General features: G+C 64.7%; 19 protein-coding genes. 8 read left to right on the forward strand and 11 right to left on the reverse strand.

Annotated features, from left to right (window positions below; all coding sequences use genetic code 11):
- The first annotated feature begins 5 nt into the window (after positions 1–5).
- Together JQ566_RS06455 and JQ566_RS06460 are read left to right on the forward strand one after the other, a co-directional pair.
- On the forward strand, positions 6–458 hold the full coding sequence (locus JQ566_RS06455; protein ID WP_212371094.1) for a DNA polymerase III subunit chi: 453 nt from the start codon (positions 6–8) through the stop codon (positions 456–458).
- Positions 459–623: 165 nt separating this feature from the next.
- Entirely contained in the window at positions 624–1,106 is a 483-nt protein-coding gene (locus tag JQ566_RS06460; RefSeq protein ID WP_212371517.1) for a hypothetical protein, read from the forward strand.
- Positions 1,107–1,179: 73 nt separating this feature from the next.
- Here JQ566_RS06460 and JQ566_RS06465 read toward each other — a convergent pair whose 3' ends face one another.
- Both JQ566_RS06465 and JQ566_RS06470 read right to left on the reverse strand, forming a co-directional pair.
- Positions 1,180–1,653 (reverse strand): hypothetical protein, encoded by a 474-nt coding sequence (locus JQ566_RS06465; protein WP_212371096.1) that lies wholly within the window; start codon positions 1,651–1,653, stop codon positions 1,180–1,182.
- 24 nt (positions 1,654–1,677) lie between these two features.
- Complete coding sequence (locus JQ566_RS06470) at positions 1,678–2,046, reverse strand: antibiotic biosynthesis monooxygenase family protein (RefSeq protein ID WP_212371098.1); 369 nt, start codon at positions 2,044–2,046, stop codon at positions 1,678–1,680.
- 97 nt (positions 2,047–2,143) lie between these two features.
- On the opposite strand from JQ566_RS06470, the gene JQ566_RS06475 reads away from it, so the two are divergent.
- Both JQ566_RS06475 and JQ566_RS06480 read left to right on the forward strand, forming a co-directional pair.
- Positions 2,144–2,614, forward strand: a complete 471-nt coding sequence (locus tag JQ566_RS06475; protein ID WP_212371100.1) for a MarR family winged helix-turn-helix transcriptional regulator — start codon at positions 2,144–2,146, stop codon at positions 2,612–2,614.
- A 152-nt stretch (positions 2,615–2,766) separates the two neighbouring features.
- Positions 2,767–3,735 carry a tripartite tricarboxylate transporter substrate-binding protein gene (locus JQ566_RS06480; protein ID WP_212371102.1) on the forward strand — a complete coding sequence of 323 codons (969 nt, stop codon included), beginning with the start codon at positions 2,767–2,769 and terminating at the stop codon, positions 3,733–3,735.
- Between the two features lie 148 nt (positions 3,736–3,883).
- On the opposite strand, the gene JQ566_RS06485 is transcribed toward JQ566_RS06480, so the two are convergent.
- Entirely contained in the window at positions 3,884–5,743 is a 1,860-nt protein-coding gene (locus JQ566_RS06485; protein ID WP_212371104.1) for an ABC-F family ATP-binding cassette domain-containing protein, read from the reverse strand.
- 542 nt (positions 5,744–6,285) lie between these two features.
- Positions 6,286–6,537, reverse strand: a complete 252-nt coding sequence (locus JQ566_RS06490; protein ID WP_212371106.1) for a sulfur globule protein precursor — start codon at positions 6,535–6,537, stop codon at positions 6,286–6,288.
- A gap of 312 nt (positions 6,538–6,849) precedes the next feature.
- Here JQ566_RS06490 and ndk point away from each other — a divergent pair, with 312 nt between their 5' ends.
- From ndk to JQ566_RS06505, 3 genes are all read left to right on the forward strand, one after another.
- Positions 6,850–7,272 carry a nucleoside-diphosphate kinase gene (gene ndk, locus JQ566_RS06495; protein ID WP_212371108.1) on the forward strand — a complete coding sequence of 141 codons (423 nt, stop codon included), beginning with the start codon at positions 6,850–6,852 and terminating at the stop codon, positions 7,270–7,272.
- Between the two features lie 44 nt (positions 7,273–7,316).
- Positions 7,317–8,177 carry a TerC family protein gene (locus JQ566_RS06500; protein WP_212371110.1) on the forward strand — a complete coding sequence of 287 codons (861 nt, stop codon included), beginning with the start codon at positions 7,317–7,319 and terminating at the stop codon, positions 8,175–8,177.
- Positions 8,178–8,929: 752 nt separating this feature from the next.
- Positions 8,930–10,861 (forward strand): TonB-dependent receptor, encoded by a 1,932-nt coding sequence (locus tag JQ566_RS06505; RefSeq protein ID WP_249139304.1) that lies wholly within the window; start codon positions 8,930–8,932, stop codon positions 10,859–10,861.
- A gap of 6 nt (positions 10,862–10,867) precedes the next feature.
- Here JQ566_RS06505 and JQ566_RS06510 read toward each other — a convergent pair whose 3' ends face one another.
- From JQ566_RS06510 to JQ566_RS06520, 3 genes are read right to left on the reverse strand one after another with little or no spacing between them, the layout of a single operon-like run.
- Positions 10,868–11,179: a DUF3240 family protein gene (locus tag JQ566_RS06510; RefSeq protein WP_212371112.1), complete on the reverse strand. Its 312-nt coding sequence runs from the start codon at positions 11,177–11,179 to the stop codon at positions 10,868–10,870.
- A complete protein-coding gene (locus tag JQ566_RS06515; protein WP_212371114.1) occupies positions 11,176–14,250 on the reverse strand; it encodes an efflux RND transporter permease subunit in 3,075 nt (1,024 codons plus the stop codon). The genes JQ566_RS06510 and JQ566_RS06515 overlap by 4 nt, the downstream gene beginning before the upstream one ends.
- On the reverse strand, positions 14,251–15,384 hold the full coding sequence (locus JQ566_RS06520; RefSeq protein ID WP_212371116.1) for an efflux RND transporter periplasmic adaptor subunit: 1,134 nt from the start codon (positions 15,382–15,384) through the stop codon (positions 14,251–14,253).
- Positions 15,385–15,598: 214 nt separating this feature from the next.
- On the opposite strand from JQ566_RS06520, the gene JQ566_RS06525 reads away from it, so the two are divergent.
- Positions 15,599–16,072 carry a hypothetical protein gene (locus JQ566_RS06525; protein ID WP_212371118.1) on the forward strand — a complete coding sequence of 158 codons (474 nt, stop codon included), beginning with the start codon at positions 15,599–15,601 and terminating at the stop codon, positions 16,070–16,072.
- 44 nt (positions 16,073–16,116) lie between these two features.
- Here JQ566_RS06525 and ppx read toward each other — a convergent pair whose 3' ends face one another.
- From ppx to JQ566_RS06545, 4 genes are all read right to left on the reverse strand, one after another.
- The gene (ppx, locus tag JQ566_RS06530; protein WP_212371120.1) at positions 16,117–17,619 is read right to left on the reverse strand and encodes an exopolyphosphatase; all 1,503 of its coding nucleotides are present in this window, start codon (positions 17,617–17,619) and stop codon (positions 16,117–16,119) included.
- A 15-nt stretch (positions 17,620–17,634) separates the two neighbouring features.
- Positions 17,635–19,824 carry an RNA degradosome polyphosphate kinase gene (locus JQ566_RS06535; RefSeq protein WP_212371519.1) on the reverse strand — a complete coding sequence of 730 codons (2,190 nt, stop codon included), beginning with the start codon at positions 19,822–19,824 and terminating at the stop codon, positions 17,635–17,637.
- Positions 19,825–19,979: 155 nt separating this feature from the next.
- Entirely contained in the window at positions 19,980–20,657 is a 678-nt protein-coding gene (locus tag JQ566_RS06540) for a P-loop NTPase family protein (protein WP_212371520.1), read from the reverse strand.
- A 123-nt stretch (positions 20,658–20,780) separates the two neighbouring features.
- Complete coding sequence (locus JQ566_RS06545) at positions 20,781–21,323, reverse strand: CDP-alcohol phosphatidyltransferase family protein (RefSeq protein WP_025035876.1); 543 nt, start codon at positions 21,321–21,323, stop codon at positions 20,781–20,783.
- Positions 21,324–21,391 lie beyond the last annotated feature (68 nt).

Here is a 21,391-nt window from a genome sequence, read left to right on the forward strand (position 1 = left end):
CCGACATGACTGAAGTGCTGTTCTACCATCTGCAAAACATGACGGTAGAGAACGTGTTGCCGCCGCTTCTCGAGAAATCGCTCGAGCGCGGCTGGCGCGTCGTGGTGCAGTCGACCTCGGAGGAGCGCGCCGATGCGCTCGACGCGCATTTGTGGACCTATCGCGACGATTCCTTCCTGCCGCACGCGACATGGCGGGTGAACGATGCCGCCGATCAGCCGATCGTGCTGGCTATCGAGGAGGGCAATCCCAACGGTGCCAATGTCCGCTTCCTGGTCGACAGCGCCGCGCTGCCGGAGGACGCACAGGGCTATGAGCGCATGGTGCTGCTGTTCAACGGCGACGATCCCGATGCGCTTGCGCTCGCCCGCACGGCCTGGACGGATTGCAAGGCGAAGGGATTTGATGTCACCTATTGGCAGGCCGATGAGCGTGGCCGGTGGCAGAAGCGCAATTAGCCGTTCATCGCAGTTAATGATAATTTGCACTTTTCGGGCGATGCTGGCTTTGGCCACCTTCGTGCCGCAAAGGGATGTTGGGACAATCGCTTAGGGCTGGTCCTTCACGCGGGGAATTAGTTTATCGTGCGACATCAAAAGCTTCCCGGCTCGCTCATGATTGCGTTGGCCGCCGTAGCACCGCTGCTCGCGGGCTGCTCGGGGACCGATCTGCTGTCGAAGGACGCAGAATGGTTCAACACGCCCAGCCGGCTGTTCATCAAGAACATCTCGATCGAATCCCCGCCGCTGACCCCCGACAAGCCGGTGCGCGCCGAGGATCTCGTCAGCGCCGACGGCGCCTGTCCCGGCATGGCGCCGCCTCCCGGGCCGGCTGACGCCAATGCCTCGACGACGGCGCCCGCTCCGACGGGCGGCACGGTCGCGCTCGGCCATACCGAATGCGATGTGGTGCGCGGCATCGGCGCGCCCTCGAACGTCAATCTCTCCAATGACGCCATCGGCCGCCGCGTCGCCGTCGTCACCTGGACGACCGGTCCGCGCGCCGGCATCTACACCTTCACGTCCGGACGTCTGTCCTCGATCGAAGGCAATCCGGACCCGCAGCCGATGCCGAGGACGGCGAAGCCGAAGAAGAAGCACGCGTAGGCGGGGATCGCTGCGCCGCAGATCCCGGACATGTGCGGGGCGGACCCGATCAAAAGCCGGGTTGGCGGCACGCTCAGAGGATCGGCTTGGTGTTGAAGCGATCAGGCTGGCGAACGCGGAAACGGCCCTTCATCTTGAAGCCGTCGCGCATATTGAGACCGAGCAGAACGATGTTCGTTACTCCGGCGACCAGTTCGAGAGTCTGCACCGCGTAGAACGTGGTGTCGAACTCCGCGGCCTTCGCCTTGGAGGCAAGAAACAACGCGGCGGGAATCAGAACCAGGATGCCGTTGCCGGCGATGAGCGGCATACGTTTGATCTTCGCACCGATCAGGCCGGCGCGCCGCTCCTTTGCCAGGAAGAATCCTGAACCTCCCGTCGCCGCAAGCATCGGAATAAGCAACAGGAAACCCCACGGTATAGCGGTCTTCACCATGGCTATGGTCTCGTGCGACGCAAATAGCTCGGTGAGAGCCGTGGAAAGCCAGAAGGTCGCAATGGTCGTCAGTGCGACCGCTCCCGCGACTGAGTGGATGATCTTGGTCATCGGGTCTGCCGTTTTCGAAGCGAGCTACGCGACGCAAATGCCGGGCACCGCGACTTTCTCGAACAGGTGCGGCGAGGCGACGGCGGATGAGGGATAGGCCGAGATCTTCGACCTGAATTCAGGATGCGTGAATGCAGCCCGGAAGTGGGCCGTCGATTCCCAAACCGCATAGTTCAGATACGCGGGGCTTTCGCCAATTGCTCGGTGAAGCTGGGTGGAGATGAAGCCCGGCTGCTGCTTCATGAAGGCGGCATCGTCTTGCCAGATCTTGAGAAAGCTTTGTTCGTCGGCCTTGTCGAGCGTGAACAGGTTCACCAGCACCACAGGGCTGGTCTCGATGCCGAGCTGACGTTCGATGGGAAAGTCAGGGTCCAGTGGGCGTAGGTGCGCCATGACGAACTCCGTCGAGATGGTTTTATGATGTCAATATGGTACTATCGGCAATCTAGTAATTTGACATCATGATGTCAATAATTGTTTATGGTGACGGATGCGGAAATCCCAACGAACGCCGGCCGGCGATGCTCTGACCGATCTGATGCTTGACTTGTTCCGGCTGAACAGCCTGCTCTTGACCGCAGGGGACCGCTTGGTGGCCCGGCTCGGGCTCACCAGCGCCCGCTGGCAGATTCTCGGCGCCATCGTGCACGCGGAGCGGCCCCAGCCGGTGGCCTGGCTTGCACGCGATCTGGGGGGCAATCGCCAAAACGTGCAGCGGATCGTCAATGACCTCCATGCAGAAGGCCTCGTTGCTTTCGAGGCCAACCCGCATCACCGCCGAGCGCAGCTTGTTATCCTGACCGACAAGGGGCGGCGCGCTTTCGATGCCGCCATGGCTTTGCAGATGCCGTGGGTCAACAGGCTTTCGGAAGGGCTTGCGGTCAAGGATCTGCAAACGGTTCATCGCATCGTCGCGGCCCTGCGGATGAAGCTCGAAAGCGAAACCGAGGCGCAGACGTAGCGCTTGGGCGAGTGGCAAGGTCACACCGAATGCGATGTGGTCGGCATCGGTGCGCCATCGACCGCTGCAATGTTCCCGATGAAGTCGCTTTCGTGATGGCCGCGCGGCCCGGAATGCGCTTTGATGGTGGGAACAACAATCTGGAGGAAACTATGCGGTTCTTGATTGCCCTCGTATCGGCTCTGCTCTTGCCGTTTGGCGCGGCGTTCGCCCAGGACTATCCGTCGAGAACCATCACCATGCTGGTGCCGTTCGCCGCCGGCGGGCCGACCGATACCATCGCGCGCCTGACGGCGGCCGGCATGGCGAAATCCCTGGGACAGCAGGTCATCGTCGAGAACGCGACCGGCGCCGGCGGCACCATCGGCACGACCCGCGCCGCGCGCGCCCAGCCGGACGGGTACACGCTGCTGATCCATCATGTCGGCATCTCGACCGCCGCGACGCTCTACCGCAATCTCAGCTATGACACCAAGACGGCCTTTGCGCCGATCGGGCTCGTGACCAACGCGCCGATGACCATCATCGCGCGTCCGGATTTCCCGGCTGCCACGCTCAAGGAACTGGTCGCCTACGCCCAGCAGCAGGGCGACAAGCTGACTTACGCCAATGCGGGGCTCGGCGCCGCCTCACATCTATGCGGCATGCTGTTCATGACGGCGATCCAGAAGCAGCTGACCACGGTGCCCTACAAGGGCAACGGTCCCATCATGAACGATCTGCTCGGCAAGCAGATCGATCTCACCTGCGATCAGGCCACCAACACCACCGGGCCGATCACGGCCAAGCAGGTCAAGGCCTACGCGATCACCACCAAGGAGCGGCTGAAGAGCCTGCCCGATCTGCCGACGGCCGACGAGGCCGGCCTCAAGGGTTTCGAGCTCGGCGTCTGGCACGGCATCTATGCGCCCAAGGGCACACCGCCGGCGGTCGTTCAGAAGCTGACGGCGGCGCTGCAGACCGCGCTCAAGGATCCCGCGCTGATTGCCCGGTTCAACGACATCAACACCGAGCCGGTCCCGCAGGACAAGGCGACGCCCGAGGCGCTGGGCACGATGCTGACGAGTGAGATCGACCGCTGGGCACCGATCATCAAGGCGGCCGGGCAATACGCGGACTGAGTCGTCCCGGCCTCATTGCCATGCGAAGGGATGCCGATTGAGCGGGCAAAGAGCAGCTCGCTCAATGGCTAATCCATGGGTATTATAATGCCGGTACTGTGCATGGGGTTGTTTTGCGCGTTTTGATGGGGGCCTTGCGGTTGCGGCGCTACCCCGCCGCCTCATCGAACTGCGTGCTCGCCTCCAGCCATTGCTCCTCCGCGCGCACCAGCGCGTCGGCGGCATTGGCGCGCGCTTTCGACAATTGCGCGGCCTGCTTGGGATCGCGCGCAAAAATGTCGGGCAGGGCGAGCGCGGTGTCGATCTTGGCGATGATCTCGCTGACGCGGGCGATCTCGGCTTCGGCTTCCGCGATGCGCTTCTTCAGCGAGCCGCGATTGTCCGCTCTTGGACGTTGCGGCTTCTCGCTCGGCACATTGCGCTCGCGCGGGGCTTCCGCGTTGCGCGCGGACAGCACCAGGCGGCGGTACTCGTCGAGATCGCCGTCGTAATTGGTCACGGTGCGGTCGGCGACGATCCAGAGCCGCTCGGCGCAAGCCTCGATCAGGTAACGGTCGTGCGAGACCATGATCACGGCGCCGGGAAACTCGTTGATCGCTTCCGCAAGGGCGGCGCGGCTGTCGATGTCGAGATGGTTGGTGGGCTCGTCCAGGATGATCATGTTGGGGCCGAAGAAAGTCGCTAGCCCCAGCAGCAGCCGCGCCTTCTCGCCGCCGGACAATTTGCCGGCCTTGGTGTCGGCGGCCTTGCCGGAGAAGCCGATCGCGCCGGCGCGCGCCCGCACCCTGGCTTCGGGCGCGTCGCCCATCAGCTTGCGGACGTGGTCGTAGGCGGAGGCGTCCTCGTTGAGCTCGTCGAGCTGGTGCTGCGCGAAATAGGCGATCGACAGCTTGTCGGCGCGCGTCACCTTGCCCGAGAACGGCGCAAGACGTCCCGCGAGCAGTTTCACCAGTGTCGATTTGCCGTTGCCGTTGGCGCCTAGCAACGCGATGCGGTCGTCATTGTCGATGCGCAGGGTGACGCGGCTCAGCACGGGGCTGGCCGGATCGTAGCCGACCGAGGCGTTGTCGACGGCGATGATCGGCGGCGACAGGATCTTCTCCGGCGCGGGAAAGCTGATCTCGCGCACGTCCTCGGTGACCAGCGCCGTGATCGGCTTCAACCGCTCCAGCATCTTCACGCGAGACTGCGCCTGGCGCGCCTTGGAGGCCTTGGCCTTGAAGCGGTCGACGAAGGCCTGCAGGCGCGCACGTTCGGCCTCCTGGCGCTTGAGCTGCTTGGCATCGAGCAATTCGCGCGCGGCGCGCTGCTCCTCGAACGAGGAGTAGGTGCCCTTGTAGAGCGTAAGCTTGCCGCGCTCCAGATGCAGGATCTGGTCGACCGAGCTTTCCAGGAGGTCGCGGTCGTGGCTGATCACGATCACCGTGCGCGGATAATGCGCGAGGTGATCCTCCAGCCACAGCGTGCCTTCGAGGTCGAGATAGTTGGTGGGCTCGTCGAGCAGCAGAAGGTCGGGGGCCGCGAACAGCGTCGCGGCGAGCGCGACGCGCATGCGCCAGCCGCCGGAGAACTCGGCGCAGGGGCGGAGCTGATCGGCGGCGGAAAAGCCGAGGCCGGAGAGGATCGCGGCGGCACGGCTCGGCGCCGAATGTGCGTCGATGTCGACCAGCCGGGTCTGGATCTCGGCGATCCGGTGCGGATCGGTCGCGTGCTCGGCCTCAGTGAGCAGCGCGTCGCGTTCGAGGTCGGCCTTGAGCACGACCGAGATCAGGCTTTCGGGGCCGTTCGGCGCTTCCTGCGCCAGGCTGCCGATGCGCCAGCGCGGCGGCAGGGTCACCGAACCGTGCTCGGCCGCGAGCTCGCCGCGGATCACCTTGAACAGGGTCGACTTGCCGGTGCCGTTGCGCCCGACCAGGCCGACGCGTGATCCCGGCGTGATCTGCACGGAACTCTGGTCGATCAACAGGCGTCCGGCGAGGCGGATGGAGAGGTCGGTGATGGAGAGCATGCGGCCTTGTCACCGCAAGGCGCGCCGAACGCAACCCGTTTTTCCGTCAGATTATTGTTTGAGCATGATCTCCGCGCAAACGCGTTCTGCGTTTGTCGCGCCGGAAAACCGCTTCGCACTTTGCGCTGGCGCGGCCCTTCGGGTCCGGATCATGCTCAATGCGGTTCGTGCTCGCGCTGCCTCAATTCATTGAGGAGCTGCTCGAGATATGCCGGGAGGCGAGGTTCGGGCCGGAGGCTCTGCTGGAGCCGCTCGCCTATGGCGTCGCAAATCGAGCGGCTGGTGCGCCGGTCAATCTGTTCGCTGTCATCGGCAAAAGGCCCAGCCATCGCAAAGTTCCGTGTTTTCAAAGCAAGCACACGGTACCAAGTCATTGCCGACCAAATGGTTTCGCTGACCGTGGGGAATGCGGGGCATTCTCGTAAGAATTGTATGAACCAAGCCTTATCCGCTCAAGGCAAAGCCCCGGCGAGGGGAGCGCCGGGGCTTCTCTTGGAAGGTACCTGGGGGGCGTAGGTACCCTCATGAAGGTGCTGACGGGCTCAGTAGCAGCGGTTGATCAGCCGCCAGCGGGGTCCCCAGGGGGTCGGGACCAGCCGGCGCACATAGCAGCCGCCATAACCGTAGGAGACGGGGGCATAGAAGCGCGGGCCACCCCAGCCGTAGCCGTGGCGCCAGCCGCCGCCGTGCCAGCCCGGGCCGCCGCCATGCCAATGGGCGGATGCAGAGGTCGGCGCCAGCGCGGCACCCAGCGCGACCGCAGCGACAGCGGCAAGCGAAAGTTTCCTCAACATGGTGAACTCCTCAAAACTGCCGGCGCGGGGTGATCCGCGTCGATGGAAAGGCCGCCGAAACGGTCCGCCTGATGATCAGGCTTCGGTTTCGATGGACCCGAGCTTATGCCGGCGAAGCTGAACCGAACCCTGACGGCGGTTTCAGATTGGGTTCATCTGGGTGAAATTGTTGTCATCCAAGCTGAAACCGGCGGCCCGTCCCTGCGGCGAAGCGCCTGTGCGGCCGTTTCGGCGGTCGCTTGCCGTCCGGCAAAGGCGCCGATATAAGCCCCGCAACTCCGAACCACCGCTTTCTTCCCCAAGGACAAGATTATGGCCATCGAACGCACTTTCTCGATCATCAAGCCCGACGCGACCGAGCGTAACCTGACCGGCGCGGTCAATGCCGTGATCGAGAAGGCGGGCCTGCGCATCGTCGCGCAGAAGCGCATCCGCATGACCAGGGAGCAGGCCGAGACCTTCTATGCCGTCCACCAGGCGCGCCCGTTCTTCGGCGAGCTCGTGGAGTTCATGACCTCCGGTCCGGTCGTGGTTCAGGTTCTCGAAGGCGAGGGCGCGATCGCCAAGTACCGCGAGGTGATGGGCGCGACCGATCCGGCCAAGGCCGCCGATGGCACGGTGCGCAAGCTCTACGCCAAGTCGATCGGCGAGAATTCGGTGCACGGTTCGGATGCGCCGGAGACCGCCGCGATCGAGATCGCGCAGTTCTTCTCGGGCAACGAGATCGTCGGCTGATCAATCAGCCGACAGGTTAGGGACGACGAGCGAAAGGACTCATTGTGGACTGGCTCTGGCTGATCTTCGATCCCGCTACGATCGGGGCATTCTTCACCCAGTTTCGCAACGAGATGGCCGAACCGACCTTCTGGATTGCGGTCGGCAAGATCATCTGGATCAACATCCTGCTCTCCGGCGACAACGCGCTGGTGATTGCGCTCGCCTGCCGCGGTCTCTCGCCGCGCCACCGGCTCTGGGGCATGATCTTCGGCGCCGGCGCTGCAGTGATGCTGCGAATCATCTTCACCGGCATCGTCGCCACCCTGATGGGGCTGCCGTACCTCAAGCTCATCGGCGGTCTGGCGCTGATCGTGATCGCGGCCAAGCTGCTGGTGCCGGAAAACGATGAGGAGGACGACGTCGAATCAGCCTCGCATCTGTGGCACGCCATCCAGATCGTCGTGGTCGCCGACATCGTCATGAGTCTCGACAACGTCATTGCGGTCGCCGCCGCGGCCAATGGCAGCGTGCCGCTCCTGATCCTCGGCCTCGCCATCAGCGTGCCGCTGATCGTCGCCGGCGCCGCGCTGATCATGGCGCTGCTCGCAAAGCTGCCGGTCCTGGTCTGGGCTGGCGCTGCGCTGCTCGGCTGGGTCGCGGGCGAGGTGATCGCGACCGACCCGGGCGTCGCGCCGAAGCTGCACACGCTGCTCGACGGCCCGCTGGGCACCTCGCTGGACAGCATGCTCGGCGCGCTGCGCATCCCGCCGCAGTTCGGACATGGCGGGGCAGGCGGCGAATATCTCTGTGCCGTGCTCGGTGTCGTGGTCGTGCTGGTGGTCGGCTACATCTGGCGCCGACGCAGCCTGACCCAGGCAGCGCTCGAATCCTCCGAGCGCCACGCCAAGGCCTCCGCGGAGTGACGCTGCGGCTCTGATCGGCGCGGCCTTCCTCTCCAGCGATGAGAGGCGACCACATCACCGAGACGCGTGCCGCGTCGGCAGGACGCGAGCGATCACCGGCCACAGGTTCGGCGCAGGCGCCCGAATCTCTCCATCATTGCGTTCGTATGACCGGCGTGCATCGCGCTTCGCGGGAGCTCGCGTCGTGCGCGCGGACGTTGCGTGGAGAGTCGTCCTGCGCAACCCTCACGCGATTTAGATCTTGTCTTATTATAAACTACTGAAATTCAAGGGTACTTTCGTTGACTCGATGAAGGTTCCCACGGCACCTCGCCCCGACGTTCATGTTCATGAAATCGGAAGGTGCGATGTCGTCGAAAGTGCTTTGTCGTCCTGTTGCTGTTGTTGCCGCTCGCATCAAGACGCTTCTGACGTGCGCCAGCCCGAGAGCCTTCGCGGTTTCCGTGGTCTCCATTGCCTTGTGCAGCGACGGCGTCCTGCACGGCACCAGCGCGCAGAGCGCCGCGCCCGAGGCGGCGGGGGGAAGCACGTTGCCGGCGGTGACCGTCACCGCAGACGCGCCGAAGCCGCGCGTGCGTCCACGGGCCAATCCAGCCAGGAGTGCGGGCCGCGGCGCGCCTGCGAATGATCGGGCCAAGCTGCAGGCGGAAGCGACTCCGACGGTTGCGAGGCCCGGCGCACTGCCGCCGACCTACGCAGGCGGGCAGGTCGCCCGTGGAGGCCAGGTCGGCCTGCTCGGCAACAAGGATTTCATGGATACGCCGTTCAATATCACGAGCTACACGGCGAAGAAGATCGAAGATCAACAGGCGGTCACCGTCGCCGATGTCGTCACCAACGATCCCTCGGTCCGCCTGGGGAGCCAACCCGGCGGCATTTTCGATTCTTTCTTCATCCGCGGTTTTCCGATCGGGGAGGGCAATGTCGGAGAAATCGCCTTCAACGGCGTCTACGGCGTTGCACCGAACTACCGCGTGTTCACCTACTACGTCGAACGCATCGAGATCATCAAGGGCCCGACGGCGCTGCTCTACGGCATGGCGCCGAACAGCAGTGTCGGCGGCACCATCAACATCGTGCCGAAGCGTGCCGGGGACATCGATCTCACGCGGGTCACGACCGACTACGCGTCAAACACCCAGCTCGGCACGCATCTCGACGTGAGCCGGCGGTTCGGTGAAAATCGCGAATTCGGCATTCGCGTCAATGGCAGCTATCACAATGGCGATACGCCGCTGGATAACCAGACCCGGGAGGCGCATGTCGGCTCCGCGGCGTTCGACTATCGCGGCGAGAAGTTCAGAGCCTCGCTCGACTTCATCGATCAGGAAGAGAAGTTCGACGCGCCGACGAGGCCGTTCCTGGTCGCAACGGGCGTAGCCGTCCCGACCGCGCCGGTCGGGCGGCGCAACGTCACGCAGGCCTGGGAATGGGCCAAGGTCCACGACAACTCGCTGCTGGCGCGCGCCGAATATGATGTAACGGAGTCCGTGACGGTGTTTGCCGACGCCGGCGGCGGTAGGACCCAGGTCGATCGTCTGTTCGGCACGCCGACGATCCTGAACGGGGCCGGCAACACCACATCGACGCCGGGGCACTTCAAGTTCGACATCGACAGGAACGTGGCCGACGCCGGTGTGCGGGCCCGGATCGAGACCGGCGCGATCAGTCATGCCGTGAGCTTCCAGGGGAGCTACTACGCGGATGAGATCTCGCGGGGCTCGGTGAACGGCACGGCGGTGTCGTCCAACATCTATGCGCCGATCGCTCGTCCCCAGCAGCTCGTTCCGGCTCCCGCGACCGTGCCGAAGCTGTCGGACACCGAGCTGACCGGCCTTGCGCTGGCCGACACCATGTCGGTTTTCCAGGAGCGCCTTCAACTCACCCTCGGCGTCAGGCAACAGGGCGTCAAGTCGAACAACTACAACACCACCACGGGAGCCGTGACCTCCGCCTACGACCAGACGGCGTACACGCCGATGGTCGGCGTGGTCGTCAAGCCCTGGAGCCACGTTTCGCTCTACGCCAACTACATCGAAGGGCTCAGCAAGGGCGACGTTGCTCCGACGACGGCGAGCAATCAAGGAGAGGTCCTGGCGCCCTATTTCAGCAAGCAGAAGGAAGCCGGCGTCAAGGTCGATCTCGGCACGCTCGCAACGACGGTCAGCCTGTTCGAGATCACCAAGCCGTCGGGACAGACGGGTGCCGGCAATGTGTTCCGGGCCGACGCCGAGCAGCGCAATCGCGGCGTGGAGTTCACCGTGTTCGGAGAAGTGCAGCCGGGCATTCGCGTTCTTGGCGGCGTGACGTTGATCGATGCGGAGCTGACGAAGACGAGCACGTTGACCGAGCTCGGCAAGACGCCGATCGGAGTGCCGGAGGTGCAGGCCAATCTGTCCGCCGAATGGGACACCCCGTTCGCTCCCGGGCTGACGCTGGTCGCAAACACCATCTATACCGGGCAGCAATATCTAAATCGGGCAAACACGCAGGTCGTTCCCGCCTGGACCAGGCTCGATCTCGGCGCGCGTTACACCACGCGCATCAACAACCGGCCGGTCACGCTCCGGGCCCTGGTCCAGAACGTGTTCGACACCAATTACTGGGCTGGCGTCGCGGGCTTCTCCGCACTGGCGCAAGGCTCGCCGCGAACTGTGCTGTTGTCGATGTCGACGGATTTTTGAGGTGCTTCACTCGATGGTGCCGAATTCCGTCACCGGCGTGCTCCAATAGACGAGCTTGGTTCCGGCAAATGAGATCCGCAGCCGGTCGAGCAAGCTGTCGGCATCGCTCCTCGCCAGGATCATCTGCACCGCCGTCTGATCGGCGTGCCCCTTGACGCGCTCGGCGGCCGTCTGCAATCGAACTTCGGCGCCGTGACCGGCTCCGTGCGATGCGGTGAATCCCGAAACGAGGTCGGTCTGTTCGGCGAGATAGTCGAACACCTCCTCGCGGAGCTGACGCGGCACGATCAGCGTGAGACAGACCGGCTGATCGGTCATTTCGCCTCCTTCGACGTTCCGCCATAGCGGCGATACAGGATCGGCAGGAGAATCAGAGTGAGCAGGGTGGAGGACAACAGTCCTCCGATCACGACGACCGCAAGCGGTCGCTGCACTTCGGACCCTGGCCCGGACGCGAACAGCAGCGGGATCAAGCCCAGCGCCGTGATGCTCGCGGTCATCAGCACGGGCCGAAGCCTGCGCATGGCACCCTCGACGACGATACGATCCTCGCTCAGGCCATGGGTGCGGAGCTGATTGAAGTAGGACACCAGAACGACGCCGTTGAGGACGGCGATGCCGAGCAGCGCGATGAATCCGACCGAGGCGGGCACCGACAGATACTCACCCGTCAGGACCAGTGCGAAAACGCCCCCGATCAGGGCAAAGGGAATGTTGACCAGCACCAGCAAAGCCTGCCGGATGGCGCCGAACGTGGTGAAGAGCAGCAGGAAGATGAGACCGATCGCGACCGGGACCACGATGGACAGGCGTGCGGCGGCGCGTTGCTGGTTCTCGAACTGGCCGCCCCACGTCAGCCGGTAGCCGTTCGGGAGCGGAAGTTCGGTCGCAACCTTCTGGCGGGCTGCTTCGACGAAACCGACCATGTCGCGGCCGCGGACGTTGGCGCGAACGACGCTCATGCGCGCACCATCTTCGCGGTCGATCTTCACCGGCCCATCCACGCGCTGGATTCGCGCGACCTGCGACAGCGCGACATGCTGTCCGGAAGCGAGCGTCAGCGGCAGGCTTGCCAGCAGCGTCGGCGCCTCCCGGGTCGTCTCGCTACCGCGGACGAGAATCGGTGTGCGGCGTCCTTCCTCCAGCGCGGTCCCGATCGTTCGACCCTCGATCTGGGTACGGAGCGAGTTTACGATGGAATCTACGGTCAGACCGAGGCGGCCGGCCTCCATGCGATTGACCGCAACCGTATAATATTGAGCGCCTTCGTTCAGCGTGGTGTAGACGTCCTCGGCTCCGTCGATGCCGGACAGGATGGCCGACAGCTTGGCCGCGGCTTCGTTCAGCCTGGCGATGTCGGGGCCGAAGATCTTGACTGCGACGTCGCCACGCACGCCGCTGATCATCTCCTGCACGCGCATGTCGATGGGTTGGGTGAAGCCGAGCGAGATGCCCGGAAAGCCGGTCAGGACCTCGCGCAGCTTCTGCAGCAGGGCTTCCCGATTGTCGGTCTGCCGCTCGGCGGCCGGCTTGAGCACGAGGAACGTGTCGGTCTGGTTGGGCCCCATGGGATCGAGGCCAAGCTCGTCCGACCCGGTCCGCGCGACGATGCCGGCAATATCAGGCACAGCCAGAAGTGCCTTCTGAAGCCTCGCATTCATCGCAAGCGACTCGTCGAGATTGACGGAAGGCAATGTCTCCACGCTGACGATGACGTCGCCTTCATCCATCGTCGGCATGAAGGTCTTGCCGAGCTTGGTATAGGCGAATCCCGCAGCGAGCAGGCCGATCAGCGCCGCAGCCATCACCTTGCGCTCGTTCTTCAGGGCCCAGTCCAACGCAGGCGCGTAGATCCGTTGCGCCGCACGGACCAGCATGGGATCGCGATGCGACCCGGACTTGAGCACATAGGAGGTCATGACCGGGATCACGGTGAGCGCCAGCAGCAGTGAACCGGTGAGCGCGAAGATGATGGCGAGCGCGACCGGGATGAACAGCTTCCCCTCCAATCCCTGCAGCGTCAGCAGGGGTATGAACACGATGATGATGATGAGGACGCCCGAGGCTACCGGTTCCAGGACTTCGCAAACCGAACGGTACACCAGGTGGATCAGCGGAGCCGCTTTGCCCGGTTCGTGCTTGCCGAGGTTGCCGACGATGTTCTCGACCACGACGACCAGCGCGTCGATCAACATGCCGATCGCGATCGCAAGTCCGCCGAGGCTCATCAGGTTGGCCGACATCCCGGCCATGCGCATGACGATCAATGCGATGACGATGGCCAGCGGCAGGGTGAGTGCGATCACCAGCGAGGCCCGCCAATTGCCGAGGAAAAGCAACAGGAGAACGATGACGAGGGCGGTGGCCTCGCCGAGCGCTCGCACCACGGTGCCGACCGCGCGGTTGACCAGGCGGCTGCGGTCGTAAAACACGTTGATGGAGACGCTCTTCGGCAGCGAGGGCTGCAGCTCGGCGAGCCGGGCGCGCACGTCGCGGACGAGCTGACCGGCGTTGGCGCCGCGCAAGCCGAGGACGAGCCCCTCGACCGTCTCGCCGCTGCCGTCCGACGTGACTGCGCCATAGCGGGTCAGCGTCCCGACTTTGACGCTCGCCACGTCGTTGACCAGGATCGGCACGCCCTCGCGGGTGTCGACGACGATGGCCTTGATGTCTTCGACCGATCGGATGCTGCCCTCGATCCGGACCAGGGCGCTGTCCTCGCCCTGGTTCACCCGTCCGGCGCCGTCATTGCGGCTGTTGGTTTCGATGGCCCGGCGAAACACGTCGTAGGAAATGCCGCGCGCGGCGAGCGCATCGTTACGCGGCACGATCTCGAAGGCGCGGACGTAACCGCCGAGCGCATTGACGTCCGCAACGCCGGCGACCGTCCGCAGCGCGGGACGGATCACCCAATCCAGCAGAGTCCGGCGCTCGGCGAGCGAAAGCTCGGGGCTGTCGATCGTGAACATGAACATCTCGCCCAGGGGGCTCGTGATCGGCGCAAGACCTCCGCTGACCCCGTCGGGGAAATCACGCGCGATGTTCGATAGCCGCTCCGATACCTGGTTGCGCGCCCAGTAGATGTCAGTGCCGTCCTCGAAATCGACGGTGATGTCGGCCAGTGAATATTTCGTGGTCGAACGAAGGACCTTCTTGTGCGGCAATCCGAGCAGTTCGAGCTCGACGGGGACCGTGATGCGCTGCTCGACCTCCTCGGGCGTCAGGCCCGGCGCCTTCATGATGATCTTGACCTGAACCGGTGAGACGTCGGGAAACGCGTCGATCGGCAGGCCGGACAGGAGGATGGCGCCGGCGCCGACCAGCAGCAACACACTCAGCAGGACGAACAGTCGCTGCGAAAGCGCGAACGCGACCAGGCGCCGGAGCATCTATTGTCCCAGTCCCGAGAGAATGCCGCGAAGCGCCGAGATGCCGCCGATCGCGATCTCGTCCTGGTCCGTGATGGGACCGGACACCACGACATGGTCCTGGTCTTCCGCAACCAGCTTGACCGGGACCAGCCGGAAGCCGCCGGCTGTGGCGGCGAATACCGAGGTCTGTTCGCCCCGCCGCACCAGCCCGCTGTAGGGAATCTCCCACGCGCTTTCGCCGGCGGAGAGAAAGCCGATGCGGGCAGCGGCTGTCTGACCGGGATGCAGCTCTCCGTCGTTGGGGATTTCCGCGCGAACCAAGATGGTCTGGGTGGCAGGGTCGATGGTCTCGGAGACCAGAACGACCTTGCCGGGCGTGGGATAGCCCTCGATCTCGACCTTCGCGCCGGTGTGGATTGCTCGGATACTGGCCGCAGGAACCGCGATTTCCGCCCATAGCGGTGAGAGTCGCGCCAGCTTGACGAGCGGCGTGGATTGGTCGAGCCGCTGCCCTGGCGATACCGTGACCTCGACGACGGATGCGGTTTGCGGCGCATTGACGGTGAGCGTTGTGCTGATCGCCGCCTCCTGGGCCAGCCGAGAAATGGCATCGTCGGACATTCCGCTCAGATGCAGCATCTGACGCCGCTCGGCGACCACGAGAGCGGCCTGGCGCGCTTCGGCCTGGCTGGCCTCCAGCACCCGCTGCGGCACGGCCTTGCCCTCAAACAGATCGACGTTCCGCTTCAACTGCTGGCTGGCGAGATGCTCCTGGGCGATCGCGTGCAGGTAGTCGCGCTGCTGGGAGACGAAACTTGGACTCTCCAGGGTGACCAGCGGCTGGCCGGCCGAGGCGCGATCACCGCGCCCGACGAGGAGAGTGGCGACCATGCCGGCCACCGGCGCGCTGACGACCCACATTTGCGGTGTGGGGATCACGATCTGGACGGGATATGGCAGCGTCAGATCGGTCCGGATCGCGACCGGGTGGGCCACGCGCACGCCGAGATTCCGCGCCTGCGCATCGCTCAGCTTCAATTCATCCTGTGCATTCGGCGCCGAAGGCCACAAGCTCAGTGCAAGCGCAAACAGAATACGGGCCGTCACGTTCCGAGCGGGGCTCAGAAGGAAAATCCCATGATGCAATGGCATGGCGGAAGTCGTCCGAAGGCGCCGCATTCGACACCTCGCTTACGCCGGCGCGGCGCCGATGGGTTGATGTGCATCAAGCGCGCCTCGTCTGCGGAGCATATTTTTGCATCAAATACGCCGGAGATAGCTGCAGGTCGAGCCAGGCTTCGGTTGGATTGGCTCACTCGCGGGAGCGCGATGCCAACGCTGTTCTGAAATAAGCAGGAGCAAGGTCGTGAAATTGAGCAAACTCATACGCGCGCTGCTCAGCGGTGTCATTGGCTCGCTCGCTCTCGTGCAGCCAGCGCTTTGCCATAGCGGAACGGCGCAGGATCCCTGGAGTCCGGCGCACATTGACATGCTTCCGGCCGAAATTCGCGCAGATGTGCAGAAATGGAACGCCGCATGCGGAGGCTCCATTGCGGCCGCCCAACATTTTGCGCTTTATCTGACCGTGCCGGGCGCGGAGTTCGTGGCTCTTCACTTCGACGATTTTCAATGCCGCAGCCGAGCCGTTCATTGCAATTCCGCGGGCTGTCTCCACGAGGTGTATGTCGCGACGGCTGGGCGATACCGCCGGGTGCTCTCCGTGCGCGCCCATGACATCCGCCTATCGTCGGCCAACAATCAGGCCTTCGTCGAGCTCCTCGACGGCAAAGGAAACAGTCGGACGCTGCGCTGGAATGGCAGCCGATTCGTTGCGAAGTAGATGCCGGTGCAGATGCCTGTCGTTTGCACCTGTCTCGTCGCGCTCTAGCGCCGCACGATCGATCCCGAGCGGCCGATCAGGCGGGCGAGCTGACGGAAGCGGCTGCCGACGCGGTCGGCGACGAGATCGCCGAGGCGGTGCTCGAACACCAGCATCAATTTGCGGCTCTGGCTGCGGAAATGCGTGGCGGGCAAGACGCCCGGACGCGCCGCCGAGATCAGATGCGCGACGCGGAACGCAGCGCCCAAGAGGCGCGCGCGTTCGAGCTGGGCCGGCGTCAGCAGGCCCTGCATGGTGGCCGGCGGCTGGTTCTCCTCGCTGAGGCCGGCGTAGCGATAGAACACGGACAGGCCGACGAAGGCGCGTTCGGTGTGGGTGATCGCGCCGAAATTGCCGTTGACGACGAGGCTCAGCGTCTGCTCACCGCGATGGTCGGGATGCACGCGCCAACCGATGTCGGACAGCAGGCACGCGGTGTGACGCAGGCGGCGGTCCTCTTCGGTCTCGCGCAGCTTCACGACGCGCACCAGGCGGTCGGTCCAGGCGATCAGCTCGCGGGCGTGTTTGGCCGAGCGTGACAGCAACTGGTTCAGCTCCTCGGCCGCGCAGAGCAGTCCATCCTTGTTGCGCTCGGTCTCCGGCAGCTTCTCGTGCAGCAGGCCCTCGCGCACGCCGAAGGTGGAGAACACGATGTTCTTGGGTTTTGCAACGCGGATGATGTGCTCGAGCACCAGCGCTGCATAGGTGAGGAGAGGGCGGCGCGCGTCGGCGACGATCTCGATGTCGGCGAGCATGTTGGCGGCAGCGAGGCGCCGGAGACGGCGCGAGAAGTCGAGCGCTTCAGCCGCCGAAATCGAATAGCCGTGCATCACCTGGAGCTGATAGCCACTCTGGATGATGTGAATGCGCGCGAGCGCGCGCCAGGTACCGCCGACGGCATAAAAGGTGCGGCCGCGGCCTGCGGTGAGCTGCGGCAGCTCGTCGAGCTCCTCGCGCACGATGCGATCGGCGCGCTTGAGCGATTTGTGCGCGAGGTCCTGGAGCGCGAGGCCGCCGAGCGGCAGCGTCACGCCGCTGCGTACGGCGTTCTTGCGCACGTCGATCAGCTCGAGCGAGCCGCCGCCGAGGTCACCGACGATGCCGTCGGGAAGGTGGATGCCGGAGATCACGCCGAGTGCCGACAGCCGCGCCTCGCGCGGGCCCGACAGGATCTCGATGTTGACGGCGCAGATGCGCTCGGCCTTGGCGATGAAGTCTGGGCCGTTGGAGGCGTCGCGGCAGGCCGCGGTCGCGATCGCGAACACGCGCCCGACCTGCATCACACGGCACAATGCGCGGAAGCGCTTGAGCGAGGTCAGCGCCTTGTCGACGGCGTCGGGCGCGAGCAGACCCGTGCTCTGCACCTCGCGCCCGAGGCCGCACAGCGTCTTCTCGTTGAAGATCGGGATGAGGCTCCGCGACAGTCCCTCGTAGACGACGAGACGGACCGAGTTGGAGCCGATGTCGATAACCGCGACGCTCGAGCCGCGCTTGCGCGGCCGCTTCACGTCGCAAATCCCCGATCAGGATTGATGGCGTTCGTTCCGGCGCGTGAGACGACGCGGCGAGGATTCCTTGAGCGACTTTCCACGGCCAGACAGACTCGGATTTGTCATGAAGTAGTTGTGGACGTTGAAAGGCTCCTCGCCCTTCGCGGTCTTCATACGCGTTGAAGACCCATCCGGCAACAACTGCCAGCTCTGCTCATTATCCTTCAGGTTCGCGACCATGATTTGTTCGAGAACCTGCTGATGCACCGTCGGATTTTGCAGCGGACACAGCACCTCGACGCGGCGGTCGAGGTTGCGCGGCATCATGTCGGCGGAGGAGATATACACAGCCGCTTTCGCGCCGGGCAGGCCCTGGCCCATGCCGAAGCAGTAGATTCGGCCGTGTTCCAGGAAGCGCCCGATGATCGACTTGACCCTGATATTTTCCGACAGGCCGGGGATGCCGGGCCTGAGGCAACAGATTCCGCGCACCACGAGCTCGACCTGGACGCCGGCCTGGGAGGCCTCGTAGAGCGCGTCGATGATGTCGGGGTCGACCAGCGCGTTCATCTTCATCCAGACCGCGCCGGGCCGGCCGTGCCGTGCATGCGCGGTCTCGCCTTGAATGTGCTCGATGATGCGTTGGCGCAAGGTCAGTGGCGACACCGCCATCTTTTCCAGATCGCTCGGCGCGGCATAGCCGGTGATGAAATTGAACACGCGTGCGGCATCGCGGCCGATGGTCGGATCGGAGGTGAAGTAGGAGAGATCGGTGTAGATGCGCGCGGTGACCGGGTGATAGTTGCCGGTGCCGGTATGGACGTAAGTCGTGAGGCTGCCGCCCTCGCGGCGCACCACCATCGAGAGTTTGGCGTGCGTCTTCAATTCGAGGAAGCCGTAGACGACCTGCACGCCGGCACGTTCGAGATCGCGCGCCCAGCGGATGTTGGCTTCTTCGTCGAACCGCGCCTTCAGCTCGATCAAGGCCGTGACGGATTTGCCAGCTTCGGCCGCTTCGGCCAGCGCACGCACGATCGGTGAGTTGTTGGAGGTGCGGTAGAGCGTCTGCTTGATCGCGACGACATCGGGGTCGCGCGTGGCCTGCTGCAGGAACTGCACGACGACGTCGAAGGATTCATAGGGATGGTGGACGATCAGGTCCTTCTGCCGGATCGCGGCAAAGATGTCGCCGCCATGCTCGCGCACGCGCTCGGGGTGGCGCGGCACGTAAGGGGTGAATTCGAGGTCGGGCCGGTCGAGGCGGGTGAGCTGAGAGAGCTCGTTCATCGCGAGCACGCCGTCGACCAGGAAGACCTCGTCGTCGGCGGCCGACAGCGCATGCTGCACGAAGCTGCGCAACTCTTCCGGCATCTTGGCGTCGATCTCGAGCCGGATCACCGATCCGCGGCGGCGGCGCTTCAGCGCGGTCTCGAACAGGCGGACGAGGTCTTCCGCCTCTTCCTCGATTTCGAGCTCGGAATCGCGGATGATCCGGAAGGCGCCCTGGCCGTGCAGGTTGTAGCCGGGGAACAGGCGGTTGATGAACAGGGCGGTGGCCTGTTCCAGCGAGATCAGGCGCACCGTGCCTTCGGTCGGCAGGCGGATGAAGCGGTCGATCTTGCCGGGCATACGGATCAACGCGTTCATCTGCTTGCCGTCGGCGGCGCGCGTGAGCTGCAGCGCGATGGTGAAGCCGAGGCTCGGGATGAACGGGAAGGGGTGGGCGGGGTCGATCGCGAGCGGCGTCAGCAGCGGGAAGACATTGTTGAGGAAGTAGTCCTCGACCCAGGTCCGTTCCGCCTTGGTGACGTCCTTGCCGTCCACCAGCACGATGCCGACATCGGCCAGCGTGCCGCGCAGGTCGCGCCAGATCGCCTGCTGGTCGGAAGCGAGCTGGGAGACGGTGCGGTTGATCAATGCGAGCTGCTCCGACGGCGTCAGACCGTCGGGGCTGCGCTCCGCGATGCCCTCGCGCACCTGGGCCTTGATGCCGGCCACGCGGACCATGAAGAACTCGTCGAGGTTATTCGCCGAAATCGACAGGAATCGCACCCGCTCCAGCACGGGGTGGCTGGGATTGACCGATTCCTCCAGGACGCGGCGGTTGAAATGCAGCCAGGACAGCTCGCGGTTGATGAACCGCTCGGGGCTGGATGCGATCGCCGGCAGGCCCTCGGTTTCCGGGGCTTTCTCTTTGGTTTCAACAGCTTGCGCAGAGTCCATCAGAAGTCGGTCCATCCTGTCTCGCCTCACTTTGCGACTTATGCGCAAAACCCGGGGGAGCATGTGTTACAGCGATGACGTTTCGATGACATTGATGTTCCGCCGCTCCGCCGCGTCAAGCGGGCGTCGGGCAGCTTTGGGAGCCCGCAGGCCGATCAGGCGTCCCGGAGCAGCTCGGCGGCCAGCGCCCGGGTGACGGGCCGGCCGAGCCGCAAGGCTTCGCTGTCGAGCAGCTCCACGGCGCGTCGGGCGGCGGCCGAGGACCGTTCCAGGCGGGTGGCGAGGTAGCCGACCACGCTCTCGTCCACGGTGAGCTGGCGGTCGGCGCAGAATTTGACGATCAGGCCGCGGAAGAGCTGGTCGTCAGGGGGCAGCAGGGTGACCACCGGAACGGCACGCAGGCGTGAGCGCAGGTCGCGAAGCTCGATCTCCAGCGCGGCCGGCGCCTCGCGCCCCGTGAAGAGGACATAGGCGCCGTCCTCGCGGGCGAGGTTCATCAGGTGAAACAGGGCGCGCTCGTCGAAATCCTTTGCCTTGAGATCCTCGACCACCAGCGCGCCGGTGGCGAGCGCGCCGGGAACGCCCGCAGCGGTCAGTGCATTGGCGGAGGTCGAGCGGGCGCCTGATACCTCGGCCCAGATCGCGGCGAGATGGCTCTTGCCGCTGCCTTCCGGGCCGGCCAGCCACATGATCCGGTTCGGCCATTCCGGCCAGCTGTCGATCAGGCCGAGACCGGCCGCATTGGCGGGGCCTTCGAGGAAGTTGTCCCGGCTGAGGCTCTCCGCATGCGGAAGTGCAAACGCCAATTGTCGGGGATGAACGCGGCCTGCCACGCTTGCTTTGCTCCATGCCGGCGCGCCGGCCCGTTTGAAGAGGTTCGACTTGATCGTGCGGGACTTGATCGTGCCGGACTTGATCGTGCGGGACATGGCCTTTTGCAGGGCCGCATCCCCACCTCATTTGGCCTCGATCGTGCTCATGTGCCGCAGCCACTCGACGAGATAGAGCGACACGGAGGAGAGCGTGAAGACCGTGACGAGACCCATCAGGATGATATCATAAGGCGCGGGCTTGAAGCCGAAGGCAAGCGCCGCCAGCACCAGCGCCGCGAACGCCACCTGTGCCACGGTGTTGAGCTTGGACACCTTCGACGGCTTCATCTCGACCGGCCGGTCGAACAGCCAGGATACGATCACGGCGGCGACGATCATGATGTCGCGCGAGACCACCAGGATCACGATCCAGCGCGGGATCGCGCCCCAGATGCCGAGCGCCATGTAGATCGAGACCAGCAGCGCCTTGTCGGCGAGCGGATCGAGCAGGGCGCCGAGCTCGCTCGTCATGTTGAAGCGCTTGGCCAAAAAGCCGTCCACGGCATCGCTGATGCCGGCGATCAGGAAGACGGCAAACGCCACCTCCATTTGGCTCGACACGATGGCCCAGACGATGATCGGGACCAGCATGATGCGGCCCAGGGTAATGATATTCGGAATACTCACGCAGCGCTTCCCGGCACCGGTTCTGACCTCAAATCCGGCCCGTTGCAGGCTGAACCGGTTGATATGTC

Source organism: Bradyrhizobium sp. SZCCT0231, from assembly GCF_018130245.1.
Taxonomy (GTDB): domain Bacteria; phylum Pseudomonadota; class Alphaproteobacteria; order Rhizobiales; family Xanthobacteraceae; genus Bradyrhizobium; species Bradyrhizobium japonicum_F.